Annotated in this window: 20 protein-coding genes; 8 read left to right on the forward strand and 12 right to left on the reverse strand. The window is 63.1% G+C overall.

Annotated features, from left to right (window positions below):
- Nucleotides 1–15 precede the first annotated feature (15 nt).
- Entirely contained in the window at nucleotides 16–2124 is a 2109-nt protein-coding gene (locus GJR96_RS04170; RefSeq protein WP_151161779.1) for a minichromosome maintenance protein MCM, read from the reverse strand.
- 86 nt (nucleotides 2125–2210) lie between these two features.
- Nucleotides 2211–2816 carry a conditioned medium-induced protein 4 gene (locus GJR96_RS04175; RefSeq protein WP_151161780.1) on the reverse strand — a complete coding sequence of 202 codons (606 nt, stop codon included), beginning with the start codon at nucleotides 2814–2816 and terminating at the stop codon, nucleotides 2211–2213.
- Between the two features lie 149 nt (nucleotides 2817–2965).
- On the opposite strand from GJR96_RS04175, the gene GJR96_RS04180 reads away from it, so the two are divergent.
- The 4 genes from GJR96_RS04180 to GJR96_RS04195 all read left to right on the forward strand — a co-directional run bounded on the left by GJR96_RS04180 (nucleotide 2966) and on the right by GJR96_RS04195 (nucleotide 7222).
- The gene (locus tag GJR96_RS04180; RefSeq protein WP_151161781.1) at nucleotides 2966–3541 is read left to right on the forward strand and encodes a biotin transporter BioY; all 576 of its coding nucleotides are present in this window, start codon (nucleotides 2966–2968) and stop codon (nucleotides 3539–3541) included.
- Between the two features lie 24 nt (nucleotides 3542–3565).
- On the forward strand, nucleotides 3566–4273 hold the full coding sequence (locus GJR96_RS04185) for an energy-coupling factor ABC transporter ATP-binding protein (RefSeq protein ID WP_151161782.1): 708 nt from the start codon (nucleotides 3566–3568) through the stop codon (nucleotides 4271–4273).
- Nucleotides 4267–4971, forward strand: coding sequence for an energy-coupling factor transporter transmembrane component T family protein (locus tag GJR96_RS04190; RefSeq protein WP_151161783.1), 705 nt, complete (start codon nucleotides 4267–4269; stop codon nucleotides 4969–4971). The genes GJR96_RS04185 and GJR96_RS04190 overlap by 7 nt, the downstream gene beginning before the upstream one ends.
- A gap of 136 nt (nucleotides 4972–5107) precedes the next feature.
- Nucleotides 5108–7222: a heterodisulfide reductase-related iron-sulfur binding cluster gene (locus tag GJR96_RS04195; protein WP_151161784.1), complete on the forward strand. Its 2115-nt coding sequence runs from the start codon at nucleotides 5108–5110 to the stop codon at nucleotides 7220–7222.
- A 79-nt stretch (nucleotides 7223–7301) separates the two neighbouring features.
- Here GJR96_RS04195 and GJR96_RS04200 read toward each other — a convergent pair whose 3' ends face one another.
- The 6 genes from GJR96_RS04200 to GJR96_RS04225 all read right to left on the reverse strand — a co-directional run bounded on the left by GJR96_RS04200 (nucleotide 7302) and on the right by GJR96_RS04225 (nucleotide 11241).
- A complete protein-coding gene (locus GJR96_RS04200; RefSeq protein ID WP_151161785.1) occupies nucleotides 7302–7964 on the reverse strand; it encodes an SdpI family protein in 663 nt (220 codons plus the stop codon).
- 165 nt (nucleotides 7965–8129) lie between these two features.
- Nucleotides 8130–8582 (reverse strand): ferritin-like domain-containing protein, encoded by a 453-nt coding sequence (locus GJR96_RS04205; protein WP_151161786.1) that lies wholly within the window; start codon nucleotides 8580–8582, stop codon nucleotides 8130–8132.
- Between the two features lie 140 nt (nucleotides 8583–8722).
- Nucleotides 8723–9097, reverse strand: coding sequence for a VOC family protein (locus tag GJR96_RS04210; protein WP_151161787.1), 375 nt, complete (start codon nucleotides 9095–9097; stop codon nucleotides 8723–8725).
- 93 nt (nucleotides 9098–9190) lie between these two features.
- The gene (locus GJR96_RS04215) at nucleotides 9191–9514 is read right to left on the reverse strand and encodes a 4Fe-4S dicluster domain-containing protein (RefSeq protein WP_151161788.1); all 324 of its coding nucleotides are present in this window, start codon (nucleotides 9512–9514) and stop codon (nucleotides 9191–9193) included.
- A gap of 164 nt (nucleotides 9515–9678) precedes the next feature.
- Nucleotides 9679–9969, reverse strand: a complete 291-nt coding sequence (locus tag GJR96_RS04220; RefSeq protein ID WP_151161789.1) for a DUF7853 family protein — start codon at nucleotides 9967–9969, stop codon at nucleotides 9679–9681.
- 108 nt (nucleotides 9970–10077) lie between these two features.
- On the reverse strand, nucleotides 10078–11241 hold the full coding sequence (locus GJR96_RS04225; protein WP_151161790.1) for an acyl-CoA dehydrogenase family protein: 1164 nt from the start codon (nucleotides 11239–11241) through the stop codon (nucleotides 10078–10080).
- A gap of 125 nt (nucleotides 11242–11366) precedes the next feature.
- On the opposite strand from GJR96_RS04225, the gene GJR96_RS04230 reads away from it, so the two are divergent.
- Complete coding sequence (locus GJR96_RS04230; RefSeq protein ID WP_151161791.1) at nucleotides 11367–11738, forward strand: ArsR/SmtB family transcription factor; 372 nt, start codon at nucleotides 11367–11369, stop codon at nucleotides 11736–11738.
- Nucleotides 11731–12567: an arsenite methyltransferase gene (locus tag GJR96_RS04235; RefSeq protein ID WP_151161792.1), complete on the forward strand. Its 837-nt coding sequence runs from the start codon at nucleotides 11731–11733 to the stop codon at nucleotides 12565–12567. The genes GJR96_RS04230 and GJR96_RS04235 overlap by 8 nt, the downstream gene beginning before the upstream one ends.
- A 52-nt stretch (nucleotides 12568–12619) precedes the next feature.
- Here GJR96_RS04235 and GJR96_RS04240 read toward each other — a convergent pair whose 3' ends face one another.
- The gene (locus tag GJR96_RS04240) at nucleotides 12620–13333 is read right to left on the reverse strand and encodes a type 1 glutamine amidotransferase (RefSeq protein ID WP_151161793.1); all 714 of its coding nucleotides are present in this window, start codon (nucleotides 13331–13333) and stop codon (nucleotides 12620–12622) included.
- A gap of 118 nt (nucleotides 13334–13451) precedes the next feature.
- Here GJR96_RS04240 and GJR96_RS04245 point away from each other — a divergent pair, with 118 nt between their 5' ends.
- Complete coding sequence (locus tag GJR96_RS04245) at nucleotides 13452–13901, forward strand: VOC family protein (protein ID WP_151161794.1); 450 nt, start codon at nucleotides 13452–13454, stop codon at nucleotides 13899–13901.
- Between the two features lie 86 nt (nucleotides 13902–13987).
- On the opposite strand, the gene GJR96_RS04250 is transcribed toward GJR96_RS04245, so the two are convergent.
- The 3 genes from GJR96_RS04250 to alaS form a co-directional block, all read right to left on the reverse strand.
- A complete protein-coding gene (locus GJR96_RS04250; RefSeq protein ID WP_151161795.1) occupies nucleotides 13988–14761 on the reverse strand; it encodes an alpha/beta fold hydrolase in 774 nt (257 codons plus the stop codon).
- Nucleotides 14762–14872: 111 nt separating this feature from the next.
- Nucleotides 14873–15445 (reverse strand): DUF7504 family protein, encoded by a 573-nt coding sequence (locus GJR96_RS04255; protein WP_154326170.1) that lies wholly within the window; start codon nucleotides 15443–15445, stop codon nucleotides 14873–14875.
- Between the two features lie 289 nt (nucleotides 15446–15734).
- Nucleotides 15735–18503, reverse strand: coding sequence for an alanine--tRNA ligase (alaS, locus tag GJR96_RS04260; RefSeq protein WP_151161796.1), 2769 nt, complete (start codon nucleotides 18501–18503; stop codon nucleotides 15735–15737).
- 122 nt (nucleotides 18504–18625) lie between these two features.
- On the opposite strand from alaS, the gene GJR96_RS04265 reads away from it, so the two are divergent.
- Complete coding sequence (locus GJR96_RS04265; RefSeq protein ID WP_151161797.1) at nucleotides 18626–19111, forward strand: TspO/MBR family protein; 486 nt, start codon at nucleotides 18626–18628, stop codon at nucleotides 19109–19111.
- Nucleotides 19112–19157 lie beyond the last annotated feature (46 nt).

A 19157-nucleotide genomic window follows, 5' to 3' on the forward strand; every position in this document is an offset into this window, starting at 1 on the left:
GCGGACTGGTGGCGTCTACGTCGCCCGGTACACGTCGCCGCGCGGTTCGTAGATGTCGCCTTTCATCTTGAGTTTCTCGAGTTGGTCGATGACCGTCTTCTCGTCCATGTTCAACTCGCTGTTCGCACGTTCGAGGACTTCCTCGTGTGGAGCGCCCTCTTCGTACTCTTCCTGCATCGTCCGAATGAGTTCGAGCAGGTTCTTGATGCGGTCACGCTGCGTCTTCGACCGACCCGTCTCGACGATGTCGGCGTCGAACTCGCCCGTCTCGGGGTCCATGCCGATGTCGCGCAGACAAGATTCGACGATGTTGGTGACGCGTTCGGCGTCTTCGCGGGTCACCTTGTCTGAGAGGCGGACTCGCGCAGACGCCTCCGAGAGACGGACGAGCGCTTCCAATTTGCGTGCCGTCACGGGGACGGGAGCGTCTTCGTCGGCACCGCGGGCGCGGAAGTCGACGTAGAAGTCGCGGATGACGTTCTTCGCCTCTTCGGTCATCGTCGGGTAGCAGGTCCGCTTGGAGTAGGCGATGTACTTCCGGAGAAGTTCCGCGTCGATGTCGGGGGCGACTTCGTCCGTCACCGCGTTCACCTGGTCTTCGGTGAACTCGGAGTTGGCAACGTTCGTTCGCTGGGTGTTCAGTTCACCCGCATAGTTCGTCTTGAGGATGTGGTCGGCGAGTGCGGAGTCGGATTCGGGGTCCGGGTTGTCCGTGACGGTGAAGATGAGGTCGAAGCGGGAGATGAGCGCGGGTTCGAGGTCGATTTGTTCGCCGATGGGTTCGTACTGGTCGAATCGGCCGTACTTCGGGTTCGCCGCGCCGAGGAGCGAACACCGCGACTTGAGCGTCGCGTTGATGCCGGCCTTGGAGACCGAAATCTGCTGTTGTTCGAGGCCCTCGTGCATCGCAGAGCGGTCTTCCGGGCGCATCTTGTCGAGTTCGTCCACTGCCGCGATACCCTTGTCCGCGAGGACGAGCGCACCTGCTTCGAGCGTCCACTGTTGGCCGTCGCCGAAGTCGTCGCGGACGGCGGCAGCAGTCAGACCGGCCGAGGAGGAACCCTTCCCGGACGTGTAGACAGACCGGGGTGCGATATTTCGAATGTACGACAGCATCTGCGATTTCCCTGTACCGGGGTCACCGATGAGGAGCATGTGCAGGTCGCCGCGAATCCGAGAGCCATCAGGGAGGTGTTTGGTGACGCCCGAGAACAGTTGGAGAATCATCGCGAGTTTCTCCTGGTCGTACCCGTAGATGGCCGGGGCCACGGAGTCGACCATCCGCTCGTAGATGTTCGGCGAGTTCGAGAGTTCGATGATTTCGGCCACGTCCTCGTCGGTGATGTCCATGTCCTCGAACTCCTCGTCCTCGATGGTGAGCGAGATGCCCTCCATGTAGTAGTCGAAGATGGGCGTCTTCTCGTTGCCCGAGGACTGCTGTTCGATGTGGAGGATACCGACGGCGGTGACGTGGTCACCGGCGGTGACTTTCCCCGTCACGTCGTCCGAGAGGTTGATGTCGATACTCTGCGGCGTCTCGCCCCCCCGCAGGCCTTCGGGGGACTCTTGGACGCGCAGTTTCTGTGAGTCGACGAAGTTCGACTGGTCGAAGTCGATGTGGAACGGCCCCTGACGCTCACACCCTTGACACTCGTGGGGTTCCTGGAACCCACCGTCGCCCTGCGGGATGTAACTCATCGTCCCACAGCGCTGGCACTCGAACGCCGCCTCCGTAATCTTCGGGCGGACGTCCGTCGCCTTCCGGACGATTCCCTGCACGGAGATGAGCGTCCCGATGTGGTCGTCGTTGACCCGGATGTTGCGGATGTCGACCGAATCCGGGAGGTTCCGCATCCGGACGTGTGCTTGGCCGAGTTTGACGTCCGCTGGCAGGTCGAACAGGCGAAGGGCCTCTTCGGCGTACTCCTGATACTGACCGGGTTTCGTGATGTAGTCGTCGGCGAGTTCGGCGTCGAACGTGTACAGGTCGTCGTAGTCGATGTACAGCGACCGCTTCTCTTTCGGGTACTGCTGCGCCAGTTTCCCGATTGCCTCTCGATAGTAGTTGCGGTAGAACTGGATGAACCGCTCTGTGAGTTCTCGATTCTGCGGGGCCTGCGCCATCGCACAGGAGTATGTCCCCTACCGGTTAAGAACCTTCGTCGTTCGGACGGGTCAGCACACTGTGAGGTCAGTAATCGCCCGCCCACTCACAGCGACACGTCCGTCTCGATGTCTTCGGTCGCTTCGCGGAGGCCGTCGTTTCGGGCGTCTTCGGCCATCCGCTGTGAGAGGTCGTCGTCGGTGAGCAGTTCCGAGAAATCGTCGCGGAAACGGTGGTTGACGCGCGTCGAGCGAATGTCCGCCGCCGCGACAGGGCGGAACTCGCCGAGAATGTCGGCCGGAACGTCGAGTTTGTCGGCGATTTCGTCGTCGTCCGCGCCCTCGACGAGGAGTTTGTCGAGTCGGTCCATGTCGAAGGGGGCGTCGCGGTCGGCGTCACGGACGAGGTGGAGGTCAAGTCGCGCCGTCCGAACCATCTCGGGTGCAACGCCGAGTTCGACCGCGAGGACCTCGTCAGTGTCGCCGCCGAAGTACCCGACGACGAGAGTCACGAGTGTGTCGTCCGAGAGGTCAGTCTCGAACTCGTAGCGCTCACGCATCGTCGATACGAGGTCACTGACGCGTGCGCGAACTTCCTCTGGGTCGTCCACGTCGGCGAGCGACCCGCGCGACTCGGACTGCCGTTCGGTCACGGTCTCTGACCCGGTCGTCTCGATGAAGATGTCGCGGAGTTCGGCGGTCTTCTCGTCCATATCGGATACAGGCACTGCCAGCGACTTTAATGATGCTGACGGAAACGCCGTCTCCGGCCGCGAGACTCCCCGACTGGACTGGATGCGGTCACCCTCAGACCAGCTCGTAAACCGGTACCTTCAATGGAGTTTACGAGACAGCGACGTGCATGGCAACCGAACACGAGTCGGTCGAACTCGTCGGCGACGAACTCGTCGGAAACATCGCCCGTGCGGCCCTCTTTGCGGCCCTCATGGGCGCTGGCGCGTACGTATCGTTCCCCAACCCAATCTCGCCGATTCCCGTGACGTTGCAGGTGCTCGTCGTCTTCCTCGCAGGCATCTTCCTCGGCCCCATCTGGGGCGGCGTCTCGATATCACTGTACCTCGTCGCTGGTGGCCTCGGCGCGCCCGTCTTCGCCGGAGGGTCCGCCGGGTTCGGCGCACTCGTCGGCCCGACTGCTGGGTATCTCTGGTCGTACCCGCTGGCCGCCGCACTCGTCGGGTTTCTCGTCCACGGGACCGAACTCGGTGACTACCGCGTCGGCACCGTCCGCCTCGTCGGTGCGATGGTCGCCGGCACCGCCGTCATCTACGCCCTCGGCGTGATTGGATTCGCCTTCGTCCAGAACGTCGGTCTCGGTGCCGCCTTCTGGACCGCCGCCGCGGCGTTCATCCCCGCAGAGGCGTTCAAGATTGCCGCCGCCGTCGGCATCGTCCGCTCGGACGCTATCGCGGCGAACTGAGAGAAAATCACAGGTGCACACCAGATGATTCGCGTCGAAGGACTCGTCCACCGCTACGGCGATACCGTCGCAGTCGATGCCCTCGACCTGACTATCGACGACGGAGAGTGCGTCGTCCTCGCCGGAGCGAACGGGTCCGGCAAGACGACGCTTGTGCGGCACTTCAACGGCCTGCTCGAACCCGACGCAGGGTCGGTGTCGGTCAACGGCCGTGCTGTCGCCGAGAACCTCGTCGCCGCACGAACCGCCGTGGCGATGGTGTTCCAGCACCCGGAAGACCAACTCGTCGCGGCGACTGTCGGCGCAGACGTGGCGTTCGGCCCGGAGAACCTCGGTCTCTCCCGCGACGACATCGACCGCCGCGTCAGTGAATCGCTGGCCGCCGTCAACCTCGACGGCCGTGCAGACGAACGCGTCGATACACTCTCCGGCGGCGAAGTCGAACGCCTCGCAATCGCGGGCGCACTGGCGATGGAACCCGACCACCTCGTCTTGGACGAACCCTTCACCGGTCTCGACGAACCCGCCAGACAGTCCGTCCTCGCTCGGTTGCAAGAGCTTCGTACGTCAGGCACGAGTCTCGTCGTCGTCACCCACGACCTGCGAGACGTGACCGAACTCGCCGACCGCGTGGTCGTCCTCTCCGACGGACGTGTCGCCCTCGACACCACGCCCGAGAACGCCAGTGACCGCCTCGCCGACCTCGGCATCCGACCGCCACCATCGTGCTGACCTACGAACCCGGAGACTCGTTCGCTCATCGTCTCGACCCGCGGACGAAACTCGCAGTACAGATTTCGTTCGCGGCGGCCGGCCTCGCACACACGACCCCGGTCGGTCTGACCGTTCTCGGCGTCGTCGCCGCCGTCAGTCTCCGTGCCGCGGACACGTCCCCATTTTCGGCCCTCTATGCCATCCGCTACGCGGTTCCCTTCCTCGTCGTCGGGCCTGTCGTCGAGACGGCCCGACTCGGTGCACCGTGGTTCGACCCTGCGGCCGCTATCGACCCCGCACTCGCTAGCATCCGCGTCTTGCTCGTCTTCCTCGTCGCGGCGGCGTACGTCAAAACGACGCCTATCCGCGAGTCGCGGGCGGCGGTTCAGCGACTCGTTCCCGGCCGCTTCGGCGTCGCACTCGGTGTCGGCGTCGCACTCGTCTTCCGGTTCCTCCCACTGATTCGGCATGACCTGCTCCGCGTTCGAGAAGCACAGGCCGCCCGTCTCGGCCAGACGCGACGACTCGACGAACGCCTCTCACTCGTCGCCGCCGGTGGACTTCGACGCACGTTTGCTCGGGCCGATTCCCTCGCCCTCGCGCTTCGGTCCCGCTGTTTCGCGTGGAATCCAACCCTTCCCGAACTTCGGTTCTCCCGACGTGATGCACCGGTTCTCGGCCTCGCCGTGTCGTTGCTCGTCAGTGTGTTTTTGTGACTCGTTTGGGTGTTGTAAACTAGAGACACGAAACGGAGGAATCCGGGTGTCGCGGGGGTCCTCTCTGGGAAACTCGACAGGTCACAAACTAGAAGACAGTGGTAAGATTTAACATCGTGTTCTCCGGTGATTGATTATGGTATTTGCGGCGCAAGCGGAGGTCACCCGGGAGACCTTCTGGACTATCAGCCCGGTGGGTGAGGCCCTCTTCTACGGCCTCGCCGCTATCGCCTCCCTCGTGTTTCTCTACGGGGTGTACGACCGGTTCCTGCGCTACGCGCGCGGCGAGTCCGACCCGTTCGACCGACTCTCGGACCTTCCGGGCCGAATCGTCCGCGCGACGAAGGTAGTGTTCTCCAACGAGAACCAGTTCAAACGCGACCTGTACGCCGGCGTGATGCACTCGTTCATCATGTGGGGCTTCCTGACGCTCGTCATCGGGACGACCATCCTCGCTATCGACATCGACATCTGGCGACGGGTGACAGGGAGTTCCTTCTTCGTCGGCGACTTCTACCTCTCGTACTCCTTCGTCATGGACCTCATGGGACTGCTGTTCGTCGTCGGCGTCGGGATGGCAATCTGGCGGCGTTACGGCGTCCGACACCCGCGTCTGTGGGGTAAACACACGAGCTTCGAAGACGACGCGTTCGTCTGGACCCTCTTCTTGCTCGGCGTCGGCGGCTACGTCCTCGAAGGCATCCGCATCGTCGGCACCGAGTTCCCCGAGTTCGAGACGGTGAGTTTCGTCGGATACTTCGTCGCCCTCGTCTTCGACACCGCGGGCATGACGCAGGGTCTCGCCGAGTCGCTCTACTGGTTCGGCTGGTGGTCCCACGCCATCCTCGCACTGGCGTTCGTCGCCGCCGTCCCGTACGCGAAGCCGCTCCACATGATTACCTCGTTCGCCAACATCGTCACCGCAGACGAGAAGGCGGGCAAGCGCCTCCCGAAGGTGCCCGCCGATGCGTCCCCCGAGGAGATTGGCTACGTCTCCGAAGACGACTTCTCGTGGAAGGCGATGCTCGACTTCGACGCGTGTACGAAGTGTGGCCGCTGTTCCGACGCCTGCCCGGCGAAAGCATCCGGTCGCAACCTCGACCCGCGTGACGTCATCTTAGACCTGAAGACCTACCGCGACTCGATTGCCGACGGCGGCGAAACCATCGACATCGTCGCCGACGGCGGCACCTCCGTCATCGCCAGCGAGTCGATGGAGTCCTGTATGGCCTGCATGGCCTGCATGGACGCCTGTCCGGTCGATATCGAACACCTGACGCACTTCACCGAGATGAACCGCCGCCTCACCGAGACGGGCCAGCAGCAAGAACCCGTCCAGGAGGCCATGATGAACATCTTCTCGAACGGCAACGCCTTCGGCGACCCACAGCGAAAGCGCGCCGATTGGACCGACGAACTGGACTTCGAGATTCCCGACGCCCGCGAGGAGTCCGTCGAGTTCCTCTGGTACGTCGGCGACTACCCATCATACGACGAGCGTAACCGCCGTGTCGCCCGTGCGATGGCCCGCATCTTCGAAGAAGCGGGCGTCTCCTACGGCATCCTCTACGAAGACGAACAGCACGACGGCAACGACGTGCGCCGCGTCGGCGAAGAGGGTCTCTACGAGATGCTCGTCGAAGACAACGTGGCCGCGATGGACGACTGCGACTTCGAGAAAATCGTCTGTACGGACCCGCACTCGTACAACACGTTCCTGAACGAGTATCCGGAGATGGACGAGTCGTTCGACTACCCGGTGTTCCACTACACCCAGTTGGTAGAGACGCTCGTCGACGAGGGTCGTCTCGGCCTCTCGGGGTCCGAACTCTCCGCCCAGACCGTCACCTACCACGACCCGTGTCACCTCGGCCGATACAACGGCGAGTACGAGGCACCCCGTGAGGTCATCCGTTCGACGGGCGTCAATCTGGCCGAGATGCCCCGCAACCGCGACGAGTCCTTCTGTTGCGGTGGCGGCGGCGGCGGCCTCTGGTTAGACCAAGAAGAAGAGTCGAAGCCGTCCGAAGAACGCCTCCGCGAGGCGCTCGAAGACACCGAGGCCGGCACTTCCGTCGAACGCTTCGTCGTCGCCTGTCCGATGTGCGCGACCATGTACGAAGACGGTCGGAAGACCGGTGACTACGAAGAGGACATCGACATCGTCGATATCTCGGAACTCATCGTCGAAGCACTCGACACGAAAGCCGGTGCGGTCGGGTCGGAGACGACGCCCGCGTCGGCCGACTGAGTGGGCGAACGAACCGGGTCGCTTTCTCTAGACGTGCAGGCTGATTTTCTCGGCGGCGAGTGGCACGTATTCGACGGTTTCAGACGCCGACGTCAGTGTTCCCGTCCTCGATGCGTTCGTACAGGTAGTACGAGTACGCCACGGTGACAACGGCCGCGAACAGGGCGGGGACGACGAGGAAGAAGATGGCGTACTCGCCGAAGAAGAGTCCGACGACGGTGAGAACGGCGGTGAGTTTGAACAGTCGGCCGCCGAGTGTGTGGGTCCGCCGCCAGACGGCTTCGCTGCTGAGGGTCCACGGGGTTCGGATACCGACGAACCAGTTTCGTTCGGCGTGTGCGACCAGGACGCCGACGTAGTAGAACAGGCCGGCGGCGGCGACGAGCACGAGGGCCGTGAAGTCGAACTCGTAGCCGAGATTGAACGCGATAATCCCGGCGTGCAAGACGAGCATGTATCCCGCGAAGACGACGACGAACCAGTCGTAGTAGGGACGGAACGCGGCGATGTTTTCTCTGAGCGGGTCGATTCGGGGAATCACAGCGAACACGACGAGGAGGGCGGCGGTCAACGCGGGGAAGAGCCAGAGTGCGATACCTTTGGGCAGCGTTCCGTTCGGTTCGCCAGACGCGCCCCAGTTCGAGACGAGCAGGGCGGGCAGTTCGGGGGCGGCGAGGAGGCTCAGGATGCCTGCGAGGGCGACGAATCCGGCGGCGAGTCCGAAACGCTGACGAGTATTCATACCGATTGATACGTTGACGACACGCATAAACAGGCGCTCGGAACCGACCGTCGCAGTCGTCGGACAGTCGCGGCGCTACGCAGAAAGGGAGTCGCCATCAAAAAGCGAAACCGCGTGGCACGTTTCCGAACCGAGGCACGGCGAGGCGTCGGTCTCAGCAGGGGGTTATTCGCGCTCGTACTCTTTTTTGAAGCCGCGGAACTCGGTGCGGTGGGCCTCTTCGTCGCCGAGGATGGTCACCGCGAGGTCCTCGGTGACGGGGTCGTTCGCCTCTCGGGCGGCGCCGATGAGCGAGCGGTAGGTCTCGATTGCGTCCTCTTCGGCCGTGAGGACGCCGTTGATGACCGACAACACGTCCGTGCTATCTTCCGGCGGTTGCAGGTCGTGCTGGCGCGCTTCGAAGGTCCCAGAGCCCGGCGGTTTCTCGTCGAGTTGTTTCAGGCGGTTACCGATTTGCTCGGCGTGCGTGAGTTCTTCTTGGATGTCGGTCTTGAGTGACTCCTTGATTTCTTCGGCCCGAACGCCATCGAGGACGATGGAGTTCGTCATGTAGTTCATCACCGTCTCGAGTTCGTCTTGATAGGCGCGCTTCAACAGCGCAGTTACGTCCTCAGACATGGCACCCCAGTATTGACGCTCTGGCAACAAATAGCTGTTCGCCGGCGGGGGAACCGCCGGGAGCGAACCACCAAAGTAGTTCGAGGGATTGCCTGTGTGAGACCGCGAGAGTCCGACTCGAGCGTGTCGGGGCGGCGTTCTCAGTCGTCGAATTCGACCAGTTCGACGACGTATCCGTCGGGGTCTTTCACGAACGCGGCGGTGGCGTTCGCCGGGTCGATGTACTGCGGCGGTTTCACGACGTCTGGGTGTTCTGCGTCGAGGAGTTCCTCGAAGACGCGTTCGACGTCGTCGACTTCGATGGCGACGTGGTCGATTCCAGTGGGTTCGACTCGTTCAGTCGACGTGGGGTCGTACTTAAACTGGAGTTCCATGTCGGTGTCGTCGCTGCCGACGTAGACGTTCTGCACACCGCCGAGTTCGAACTCGTTGGTCTGTTCGAGTCCGAGTTCGGCGTAGAAGTCGAGTGTCGATTCGAGGTCCGAGACGACGAGTGCGGTGTGAATGAGACCCATACCAGTAGTCACGCACGCGGGCGGGATAAAATCAGACTTCGCGTCAGAAACAACAGTCGGCGTTCGCCTCGCCGGGAGAGGTTGGCGACGGTATCAGGCCTGCCGAGAGGCGTCCACGTCGATGGCGTCGACCGGGCAGATGTCGACACAGAGCATGCAGTCGATACACTGGTCTTCGTTCGTCGGTTCGACCTTCACCTCGCTCACAGGGTGGTCCGGCGTGTCGACCCACGTGAACACGTCGACGGGGCAATTTTCGAGACACGCGCCGTCCGCGAGGCAGATATCGTAATCGACGGCGACGTGGGTGCCGTGGATACCGAGTTTCTCTGGGGGTTCGACGGGTCCCCAGACGGCGACTCCGTTTTCGGTGCCAACCTTCTCACGGTTCGTGTCGAAGTTCGGGTCGATAGCCATTTGCAGAGGCGTTCGCCGTGTGGCGTACTAAAACGTCCGCATCGAGAACGGAAAATCGGCGGACGGAGTCGGGACTGTCGTGTGGCGTTGGTCGGTGACAGAAGACGGTGTCGTGGCTCACTGCTCGGAATCGGACGGAAAGCAACACCCATCCGTGGGTCTGCCTACACCCGTGCGGCCTCGATGTGGTCGAGGACGTGCGAGATGTAGTGCTGGTCTCGTGTCGGGGCGATTCCCCGATACGCGCGAAGGGAATCTACGAGATAGTCGAGTTCGGCGCTGTCGAAGTCTTCGTCACCTGCTTCGACCCGCGTGAGCAGGTCGGGGGCCGGATTCGGGTCTTCGTCTGCGTCGACTGCCCGCTCGATTGCTTCGAGCAGGGCGGCGTGAACGACCCACGACTCTTCACGAGAGAGGTCGAGCGCCGCTGGACGGTCCTGGGCCGATGTGGTCATTGTGGGGCCTCTATCCTATCCTATGGGTGCGCAAATATAAATGTATGTGTACTGTTGTCACAGCCCATGCACGACTCCGAAAGCACCGGAGTCGTTCACTCTCGGGCGTTACTCGAACGCTTCGATTCCCGTCAAGTCGGCCCCGATGACGAGCGTGTGGATGTCGTCGGTCCCCTCGTAGGTGTAGACAGTCTCGATGTTCTCCATGTGGCGCATCGGCGAGTAGTCGGTCGTGATACCGTTCCCGCCGAGCACCTCGCGCGCGGTCCGCGTCACGTCGCGCGCGACACGGACGTTGTGACGCTTCGCCATCGACACGTGCTGATGGCGCAAGTCACCGCGCTCTTTGAGTTCGGCGAGGCGGTGTGCTTGCAGTTGGGCGTTCGTAATCTGGGTCGCCATCTCGGCGAACTTGCCCTGCTGGAGTTGGAACCGTGCGATTGGCCCGCCAAACTGCTCGCGGTCTTTCGCGTACTGGAGTGCGTCCTCGAACGCGTCGCGGGCGGCACCGACGACACCCCACGAGATGCCGAATCGGGCCTGCGTGAGACACGACAGCGGTCCTTTCATCCCCTCGACACCCGGAAGCACGTCGTCCTCGGAGACCCACACGTCGTCGAGGCCGATTTCGCCCGTGACCGACGCCCGCATGGAGAGTTTGTCGTCGATTTTGTTCGTCGTCACGCCGTCGCGGTCCGTCCCGACGAGGAACCCGCGGACCGGCGACCCGTCGGCGGAGGTGTCGCGCGCCCAGACCACGGCCACGTCGGCGATAGGAGAGTTCGTAATCCACGTCTTCGACCCGTTGAGGACGTAACCATCAGCGTCTTTCTCGGCGCGAGTCTCCATGCCCGCGGGGTTCGACCCGTGTTGCGGTTCGGTCAGTCCGAAACAGCCGACAGCCTCGCCGTTACCGAGCGCCGGAAGCCATCGCTCTTTCTGCGCTTCGGAGCCGAACGCGTGAATAGGGTAGATGACGAGCGACCCCTGCACGCTCGCCATCGAGCGAAGCCCCGAGTCGCCCGCTTCGAGTTCCTGCATCAAGAGTCCGTACGCTCGCTCGCCGAGACCCGGAAGCCCGTAGCCGTCGAGATTGGGTGCGTAGAAACCGAGTTCACCCATCTCGGGGATGAGGTCCGTCGGGAACGTCCCCTGTTCGAAGTGGTCGCCGATATCCGGCTTCACCTGCTCTTCGACGAACCTGCGAGCCTCGTCGCGGACGAGTTTCTCTTCCCCGGTCAGGTCGTCTTCTAATTCAAGATAATCGAGCATGATAGACGGTCCGACTGGGGTCGTGAAAAGCGATTCGTTCCCGTGGGACGTGGTGACACTGTCGAGGGCAATCGCCCCCGGCGAAACCATTATATTAGCATCCCCTAATATTAGCAATGTCTAATATGAGTCGCCAACCAGCGCCCGCCGCTGAAGACGAGAGTACCCCCTCTGACGGAACGTGTTGTGCCGCCACGCACACGTTGACCGAGTCTGAACTCGCGTCTGACGTTCAGGTCCTCGCAGCACTCGGCAACGACACACGATACGAAACGCTCAGACTGATTGCCGAAGCAGCGGACGGCGTGTGTGTCTGTGAACTCGAACCCGCACTCGGAGTCAGCCAAAGTGCCGTCAGTCAGGCGCTCTCACGCCTGTACAGCGCCGGACTCGTCTCACGACGAAAAGAGGGCAGGTGGCGATACTACGCACCGACCCCGCGAGCGACGGCCCTGCTGAACACGCTCGACGAAACACGGGAGGCGTCCGATGAGTGAACCCACGTCTTCCGACTCGGCGACCGGTGGACTGGCTCCCGACGAACAGCGACGGGCAGTTCGCCGACGATACGCCCGTATCGCGAGTGAATCGTCGGGGTGCGCTGACGAGACAGACGCGTCGGGGTGCTGTGACGGAGATGGTACGTCAGAAGATGACCTGAACCGCCAACTGGGCTACTCAGAAGACGAGACCAGCGCTGTGGCAGACGGGGCGAATCTGGGACTCGGCTGTGGAAACCCGACCGCGATTGCGTCACTACGACCCGGCGAAACGGTCCTCGACCTCGGGTCAGGTGCGGGCTTCGACTGCTTCCTCGCCGCGCAGGAGGTCGGAGACGACGGCCACGTCATCGGCGTCGATATGACGCCCGAGATGGTGGAGAAGGCCCGTGAAAACGTCGAGAAGAACGAAGCGACGAACGTGGAGTTCCGCCTCGGTGAAATCGAACACCTCCCAGTCGCCGACGAGACGGTCGATACCATCATCTCGAACTGCGTGGTCAACCTCTCTCCGGCCAAACAGCAGGTGTTCCACGAATCCTATCGCGCGCTTCGTCCCGGTGGACGACTCGCCATTTCGGACGTCGTCTTGACAGCCGAATTGCCGGAGGAAGTCCACGACGACGCCGAATCCGTGGCGTCCTGTATAGCCGGTGCGTCACCGATACCCGAGTTAGAGCGGATGCTCTCGAACGCGGGGTTCGAACAGGTTCGAATCGAGTCGAAAGAAGAGAGTAAACAGTTCATCAGCGAGTGGGACGACGAACGCGACGTGAGTGAGTACGTCGTCTCGGCGACGATAGAGGCCGTCAAACCACCCCGATAGTTCGGCCATACCCACCTCGGATGGCAGTCAGAAGAACAGAGACATGGCCGACTCAGGCCGCAGACCCGACAGAGTCGGCCCGAACCGTGTTCGCGTAGGCGACGAAGTTGTCGAACAGGCGCTTTGCCTCGCAGGCGGCGTCGTAGTTTTCGGGAGTGATGCCGTCGAGGACGCCCTGAATCTGCTCGTCCGGGAGGAAGTCTTTCGAGCGTGCGATTTCCTCGGCCGTCGTCGTGTCGTACTCGGGGTGGAACTGCACGCCGAACGCGTGGGTGCGGCGGAAGGCGTGGACGCCGAACTCGTTCTCCGCGAGGAGTTCCGCGCCCGCCGGGAGGTCGACGACGGCGTCGCCGTGGGACGTGAAGACGGTGAATCGCTCGTCGATGCCGGCCAACAGGTCGTCGGCGTCGTCGCCGGTCGTTCGCTGGATTTCGCTGTACCCCAGTTCGAAGTCACCCATGTCTTCGACCGTTCCACCGAGCGCGTCGGCGACGACCTGATGTCCGAAACAGATTCCGAGAAGCGGGATATCTCGGGCGTCAGCCTCGGCGACGTACGTGAGAAGGTTCTGTATCCACTCGTCGTCCCAGTAGACCGACGAGGACGACCCGGTGACGACGACGCCGTCGTAGTCGAAGTGGTCGGGGAGGTGTCCCTCGGTTACGTCGAACTCCACGAGGTCGGCGTCCAGTTCGCGTCGGAAGTTCCGGCGCGTGTTCTCGTCGCCGTGAGACGCGTCCAAGAAGGCAAATCGCGGTCTGCTCATTGGAGTGAGACAGTCGGTGCGACCGGAAAGGAGTTGCGTCCGAGACGGCATCTGCCGGCGAGTGTGACGGGCGAGAGCGGGCTGAAAACTTATCGACCGGCCACCTGAGACTGTCTGTATGGCAATCAACGGTGTCCACCACGTCGTACTCCGAGTCCCAGACGTCCCGGACGGCGAGGCGTGCTACCGGGAACTGTTCGACATGGAAGTGCGATTTCGGGAGGGGTTGTTGGACGGTGACGTCGGAACCGTTCCGGAGATGTTCACGTGGGACGATGCGCGCTCGAAGGGAGTCACACCCACGATGTCGTTTCTGGGGCGAGACGAGTTCTTTCTCGCGGTTGCACAGAGAGACGAGACGGACGGGAAACGACGGGTCGACCACATCGCGTTAGCCGTCGACGAGTCGACGTTCGAGTCGGTGACAGAGCGGGCAGAAGCGGCGGGGTGTACCGTCGAGCGAAACGCCGCTCACCATCGGACGTTCGAAGACCCACTGGGATTCGAGTGGGAACTGAATGCGAGTTCGCCGCCGCCGAGTCGGGCGTTCGACACACTCGAATTATAGGAGACGCTCGCACCGTCATCGACGTGGTTGTCGGCCCACTTCAGACCGGAGTGTGCTATCGGGACACACACTGTGTTGTGACGCGCTCAGTCGTCCAGCGATTCGAGGAATCCAACCACCGCGTCGTTGACGAGTCGTGACCGCTCGACGGTGACGAGGTGTCTGGCCCCGTCGAAGGATTCGAACGTCCCCTTCGGAAGTCCATCGGCCAACTGGCGGCCGCCCTCGACCGGCCAGACCGGGTCGTCGCGCCCGTGGAGGACGAGCGTCGGGACCGTCACCTCGTAGAGCGGTCCAGCGTCGAAGTCGGCGATAGCGGCGATTTGTGCCGCCCACGCGTCGGGGGTGGCGTCTTCCATCCCACGCCACTCGACGAGTTGGTCTACGACCTCGGGTTGCTCGGCGCGGAAATCGTCGGAGAGCGCCGGTGTGAGGGACTCGCGGAGTGCCGTCGGGTCGTGGGGTGCGCCGTACAGCGAGTCTGCGTCGATGTCGGCACCCGAGGCGGCGGTTCCGACGAGGGTGAGACTCCGAACGCGAGCGGTGGTCCGAGCGGCCTCCAGACCGACCATGCCGCCGAGTCCGAGTCCGACGACGTGGGCCTTTCGAACTCCCGCGTCGGCGAGTACTGCTTCGAGGTCGGAGACGAGCGTCTCGACCGAGTACGGGCCTGTCGGTGCGTCGGAACGGCCGGTTCCGCGAAGGTCCATCACGAGACTCTCGTACGGCCCTGCGACCGCAGCGTGTTGCCACCCCCACTGCCACGCGCCGTATCCCGCGTCGCCGACGAAGACGACTGTCTCACCGTCACCGTCAGCGTCGTAGTAGAGTTCGACACCGTTCGTCGTCGCGGTAGGCATACCCGCAGGTCGGCCGGCGACGAACTTAGGCGTGCCCGTCTCGGTGTCGCCTGCGGGGGTAACACGGTCTCGTCACCGTGCTGTTTGAGCGGTCGAAGCGCGTGACGACGCCTACCGGACGCGAACGTCCCACTCGCCGTTGTCAGTCCGCTCGGCGATAGCGTCGAACAGCGACGCGAGGGTGTGGACGGTCTTGCCGCTCTGCGTCATGGGGTCAAGAAAGAACACGCCGTGGGCGTTCGAGTTGGCGAGTCTGGTAGTCAACGCGTGCAAGAATCGGAATATCGCCTGCAAGTCGGCGTACTGGAAGAGAATCGTCAGCGAGTCGAGGACCACGAGCGGTGTCGGCCCGTCCGCACTGTCGTCCCACCGGCCGAGATGTTTCGTCGCGAGCATCCCGAGACCGGTGAGGTCCGACGGTGCCGTGACCTGTTCGACGGTGTCTGCACCGACGGCGTCTGGGTCCCGCGTCTCCGACGTGACGACGACGAGTTCCGTCGGCCGAACACCGAGACGACGCTCCCAGTGGTCCGGGTCGCCCGTGCTACGGGGTGAGAAATCCAGCGCGAGGATGGGGAGTTCTCGGACGTCCGAGAGCCCCAACGACGGTGTCTCGACGTCACTGTCGAGGACCAGCACCGACCGCGCCGACTCCGCGCCAGGCCGCATCACCCCTGATTCCATCACTGTACGTAGCACGCGTACAACACTTAGAACTACCCACTCGTTATCAAAACCGATTTTGTGAAGAGAGGAATGAGATGGGTTTCTAAGGCGTCTACCCACTAATTTCGGAACGGGATACTCAGAAGTTGGAGTAGCGGCACCGAGAGCGAGTAGTGCGGCCGTGAAGTGGCGACTGACCGACCAGTAGCGATGGGGCGGAACCGCTGTCGAGATGGAGTCCGGTTCGAACGACAGTGCCGATTCGCACAGAAAGACAGGACCGAGTGCCGGTGTCTGACGTGCCGAGCTAGGCGTTGAGAACGGTCTTGAGAACGTCTTCAGCCTCGTCGAGGGCGTCGTCGAGGGCGTCCACGTCCGGCCCACCGCCCTGTGCGAAGTCGGCCGGACCGCCACCACCGCCGCCGACCTTCTGGGCGAGTTGGCCGACGACCTGTCCGGCGTTGATGCCGACGTCGTCCGGCACGCCGACGACGAACTGGGCGGACCCGCCAGCGGCGGACCCGAGGACGGCGACTTTCCCCTCTTCGACGAGGGCATTGGCCGTTGCGCGGAGTTCGTCCGCGTCACTGTCGAGACGCTGAATCACGGCGGGCGTACCGTCGATGTCGATTTCGTCGGCACCCGCGGCGGCGCGCGCCTCGGCGAGTTCGGTCTTCAGACGGTCGATGGTCTTGCCACGCGCCTTCCACTCGGTGAAGAAGCGCTCGGCCGTCTCGGGCACGTCTTCGGGGTTCACGTCCAGAACCTCGGCGGCGTCGTAGAGCGAATCTTCGGTGCGCTGGGTGGCCTCGATGGCCGCGTCGCCGGCAGCGAAGACGACGCGTTCGACACCGTCTTGGACCGGTTCGGTGTTCAGCACCTTGATAGCGCCAATGTCACCGGTTCGCTTGACGTGCGTTCCACCACACGCCTGCACGTCGCTGCCGACGTGGATGAGGCGAATCTTCTCTCCCGGCGGGATGCCACCCTGATAGAGGTCGAATCCGTACTTGTTCTCGGCGTCGTTCCGGTCGGGCCATTCCTGTTTGACCGGGATGTTGCGCATCACGAGTTCGTTGGCGACACGCTCGATTTGCTTGACCTCCTCGCGGGAGATTCGCTCGTAGTGCGTCACGTCGAGGCGCGAACGGTCGGTCCCTTTCGAGGCACCGGCCTGTCGGATGTGGTCGCCGAGGACTGTCCGGATGGCGTGGCCGATGACGTGGGTCGCCGTGTGGTGTCGCATGAGGCGGCGACGACGCTCGACGTCGAGTTGGCCGCGGACGAACTCGCCCTTGCCGGGGTCGTCGTCGGTGCGGTGGAGCACCACGTCGCCTTCTATCTGCACGTCGGTCACTTCGACCGTCTTGTCGTCCGTCGCGAGCGACCCGTGGTCGGCGGGTTGGCCACCACCTTCGGGGTAGAACATCGTCTGGTCGAGGACCACGTCGTACCCCTCTTCGCGCTCGAACACGTCAAGGACGACGGCTTCGAACTCGGTTCGTTCCTGGTCGTCGTAGTAGAGTTTGTCCGTCGCGGGCAGGTCGCCGAGGCGTTCGTCCTGTTCGGACGTGACCGTCTCGCCGTCGACCTGTTCGTGGCGGTCCGCGACGAGCGAGTAGAAGTCGTCGGGGATGTCGACCGTCGCACCGCGCTCTTCGGCAATCTCCTGTACCATGTCGGGTTGGATGCCGTGGGAGTCGTACAGTTCGATGAGTTCGTCGACCGGGATGGGTTCGCCCTTGTCGGCGTACTCGTCGGCGAGTTGCTGGACCCGGCGCGACCCGCGTTCGAGCGTCTTTCTGTACTTGCGCTCTTCGCTGCGGACGATGTCGCGGATAGTGTCGCGGTTCTGGTAGTCGAGGCGTTCGGCCTGCATGTCCACGAGTTCGTCGAGGGGGGCGTCCACGCCGAGGTTGTCGACGAGGCGCTTGGTGCGGCGAAGGACCATGCGGGCGAGGTAGCCCGTCCCGACGTTCGAGGGAACGATGCCGTCACCGAACATGTACGCGAGCGTCCGGCAGTGGTCGGCGATGGCGTAGATATCTTCGAGGGGACGGAGCAGTTCGGTCAACTCGTCGGCGTCCACGTCGAGTTCGCCGGCGACTTCGGCGCGCGCGGTGGCGAGGTCGTCGATTTCGTCGATGTCGAGGTGCCCGGAGAGTTTCGCCGCGCGGTGGATGAGTTCCTCTTCTTCCTCGGAGTGTTCGATACCGACGTTCTCCTTGAGGAAGTCAATCATGTCGGGGTAGACGGCCTCGTAGACCGTCGGCGTCCCTTGGGAGACCCACGTCCACCGTTCGAGGCCGTAGCCCGTGTCGACGATGTACGTGTCCATCGGCGAGTAGTTGTTCCCGTCCTTGAGGTGGTACTCGCCTTCGGGGTCCTGCTTCATCGACATGAAGACGAGCGTCGCGAGTTCTGCGCCGCGGTAGAGAACTTCGAAGGCAGGTCCGGCGTTGCCGCCGCCGACCCACGGGTCTTCGATGTAGGTGATTTCGGAGATGTCGGCGCCGAGCGACTCGAAGAACTCGTCGCAGAGACGGACGGTGTCGTCCTTCCAGTAGACTTCGCCCTCGTAGGCGTACTTGTCGCCCGCTTCTTCGCGTGCGTTGAACGCGTGGTGCGCCATCATCTCGAACGCCATCGTGTGGCGTCCGGTCTTGCCCACGTTGTCGATGTCCTGCATACGGATACAGGGCTGAGAGATGGTCAGTGGGTTCGCCGGCGGCGGCGTCTCGCCGGACGTGACGAGCGGTTGGAAGTCGTAGATAGACGCCTGCGTCAAGAGCACGTCGTCACGCCAGCGGTTCGCGGCGACCGGATAGGGGTCGATACGCTCGTGGTCCTGTTCTTCGAAGAACGAGAGGAACTTCTCTCGCATCTCTTCGAGGGTGTACTCCTCGTCGAATCCGGGGTTGTCGATGAACGTGTAGTCGTCCGCCGGGGGTTCGCCACACGTCTCTCGGTCTGGGTCTCGTGTCCAGAAGTACACGCCCGTCACGGGGCACTGCTTCCGGTAGAAGCCCTCCTCCTCGAAATAATCGAGGCGGTACTCCTCTTCGAGTTCACTCATTGCCAAAGTCTGGTCTACCGTCGGGTAAAACAGTTCCGGGAAATAGCCGCAGACGCCCGATTCTGGGCAATACTGTCTGCACGGGCCGTGTCGTTCATTTCCCTCCGTAACGAATGGAGAGTATGGAACTCGCCTCGGTCCGCAGACGACCTGCCGTCGAACTCCTCGCGTGGGTCGTCCTCGCGCAACTCGCGGGGGCCGTCGGAAGTGTGTTCACCGTCACCTCGCTCGACTCGTGGTACGCGACGCTCGTCCGCCCGTGGTTCGCACCGCCGAACTGGCTCTTCGGTCCCGTCTGGATAACCCTCTTTACGCTAATGGGCGTCGCGGCGTTCCTCGTCTCGCGGAGTGGTCACCCCCGAAGTCGCCGCGCCCTCGCCATCTTCGGCGGACACCTCGTCGTCAACGTCGCGTGGTCGGCCGCCTTCTTCGGCCTCCAGTCGCCAGCGGCGGGCCTCGTCGTCATCGTCGTCCTCCTCGGCGCAATCCTCGCGACGATTCGTGAGTTCGCCATCGTGGACTGGCGGGCCGCCGCACTCCTCGTCCCGTATCTCGCGTGGGTATCGTTCGCGACAGCACTCAACTACGGATTCTGGTCGCTCAACTGAGCGACCGAGAACGAGTCATTACTGTCAATTCTTGTGAGTAGGGAAC

The organism is Haloferax litoreum (assembly GCF_009674605.1).
Classification (GTDB): Archaea; Halobacteriota; Halobacteria; order Halobacteriales; family Haloferacaceae; genus Haloferax; species Haloferax litoreum.

Bases quoted from the DNA above. Each gene is read 5' to 3' on its own strand.
- GJR96_RS04170 (WP_151161779.1), bottom strand. From the start codon at position 2,124: ATGGCGCAGGCCCCGCAGAATCGAGAACTCACAGAGCGGTTCATCCAG.
- GJR96_RS04175 (WP_151161780.1), bottom strand. From the start codon at position 2,816: ATGGACGAGAAGACCGCCGAACTCCGCGACATCTTCATCGAGACGACC.
- GJR96_RS04180 (WP_151161781.1), top strand. From the start codon at position 2,966: ATGGCAACCGAACACGAGTCGGTCGAACTCGTCGGCGACGAACTCGTC.
- GJR96_RS04185 (WP_151161782.1), top strand. From the start codon at position 3,566: ATGATTCGCGTCGAAGGACTCGTCCACCGCTACGGCGATACCGTCGCA.
- GJR96_RS04195 (WP_151161784.1), top strand. From the start codon at position 5,108: ATGGTATTTGCGGCGCAAGCGGAGGTCACCCGGGAGACCTTCTGGACT.
- GJR96_RS04200 (WP_151161785.1), bottom strand. From the start codon at position 7,964: ATGAATACTCGTCAGCGTTTCGGACTCGCCGCCGGATTCGTCGCCCTC.
- GJR96_RS04205 (WP_151161786.1), bottom strand. From the start codon at position 8,582: ATGTCTGAGGACGTAACTGCGCTGTTGAAGCGCGCCTATCAAGACGAA.
- GJR96_RS04210 (WP_151161787.1), bottom strand. From the start codon at position 9,097: ATGGGTCTCATTCACACCGCACTCGTCGTCTCGGACCTCGAATCGACA.
- GJR96_RS04215 (WP_151161788.1), bottom strand. From the start codon at position 9,514: ATGGCTATCGACCCGAACTTCGACACGAACCGTGAGAAGGTTGGCACC.
- GJR96_RS04220 (WP_151161789.1), bottom strand. From the start codon at position 9,969: ATGACCACATCGGCCCAGGACCGTCCAGCGGCGCTCGACCTCTCTCGT.
- GJR96_RS04225 (WP_151161790.1), bottom strand. From the start codon at position 11,241: ATGCTCGATTATCTTGAATTAGAAGACGACCTGACCGGGGAAGAGAAA.
- GJR96_RS04230 (WP_151161791.1), top strand. From the start codon at position 11,367: ATGAGTCGCCAACCAGCGCCCGCCGCTGAAGACGAGAGTACCCCCTCT.
- GJR96_RS04235 (WP_151161792.1), top strand. From the start codon at position 11,731: ATGAGTGAACCCACGTCTTCCGACTCGGCGACCGGTGGACTGGCTCCC.
- GJR96_RS04240 (WP_151161793.1), bottom strand. From the start codon at position 13,333: ATGAGCAGACCGCGATTTGCCTTCTTGGACGCGTCTCACGGCGACGAG.
- GJR96_RS04245 (WP_151161794.1), top strand. From the start codon at position 13,452: ATGGCAATCAACGGTGTCCACCACGTCGTACTCCGAGTCCCAGACGTC.
- GJR96_RS04250 (WP_151161795.1), bottom strand. From the start codon at position 14,761: ATGCCTACCGCGACGACGAACGGTGTCGAACTCTACTACGACGCTGAC.
- GJR96_RS04255 (WP_154326170.1), bottom strand. From the start codon at position 15,445: ATGGAATCAGGGGTGATGCGGCCTGGCGCGGAGTCGGCGCGGTCGGTG.
- alaS (WP_151161796.1), bottom strand. From the start codon at position 18,503: ATGAGTGAACTCGAAGAGGAGTACCGCCTCGATTATTTCGAGGAGGAG.
- GJR96_RS04265 (WP_151161797.1), top strand. From the start codon at position 18,626: ATGGAACTCGCCTCGGTCCGCAGACGACCTGCCGTCGAACTCCTCGCG.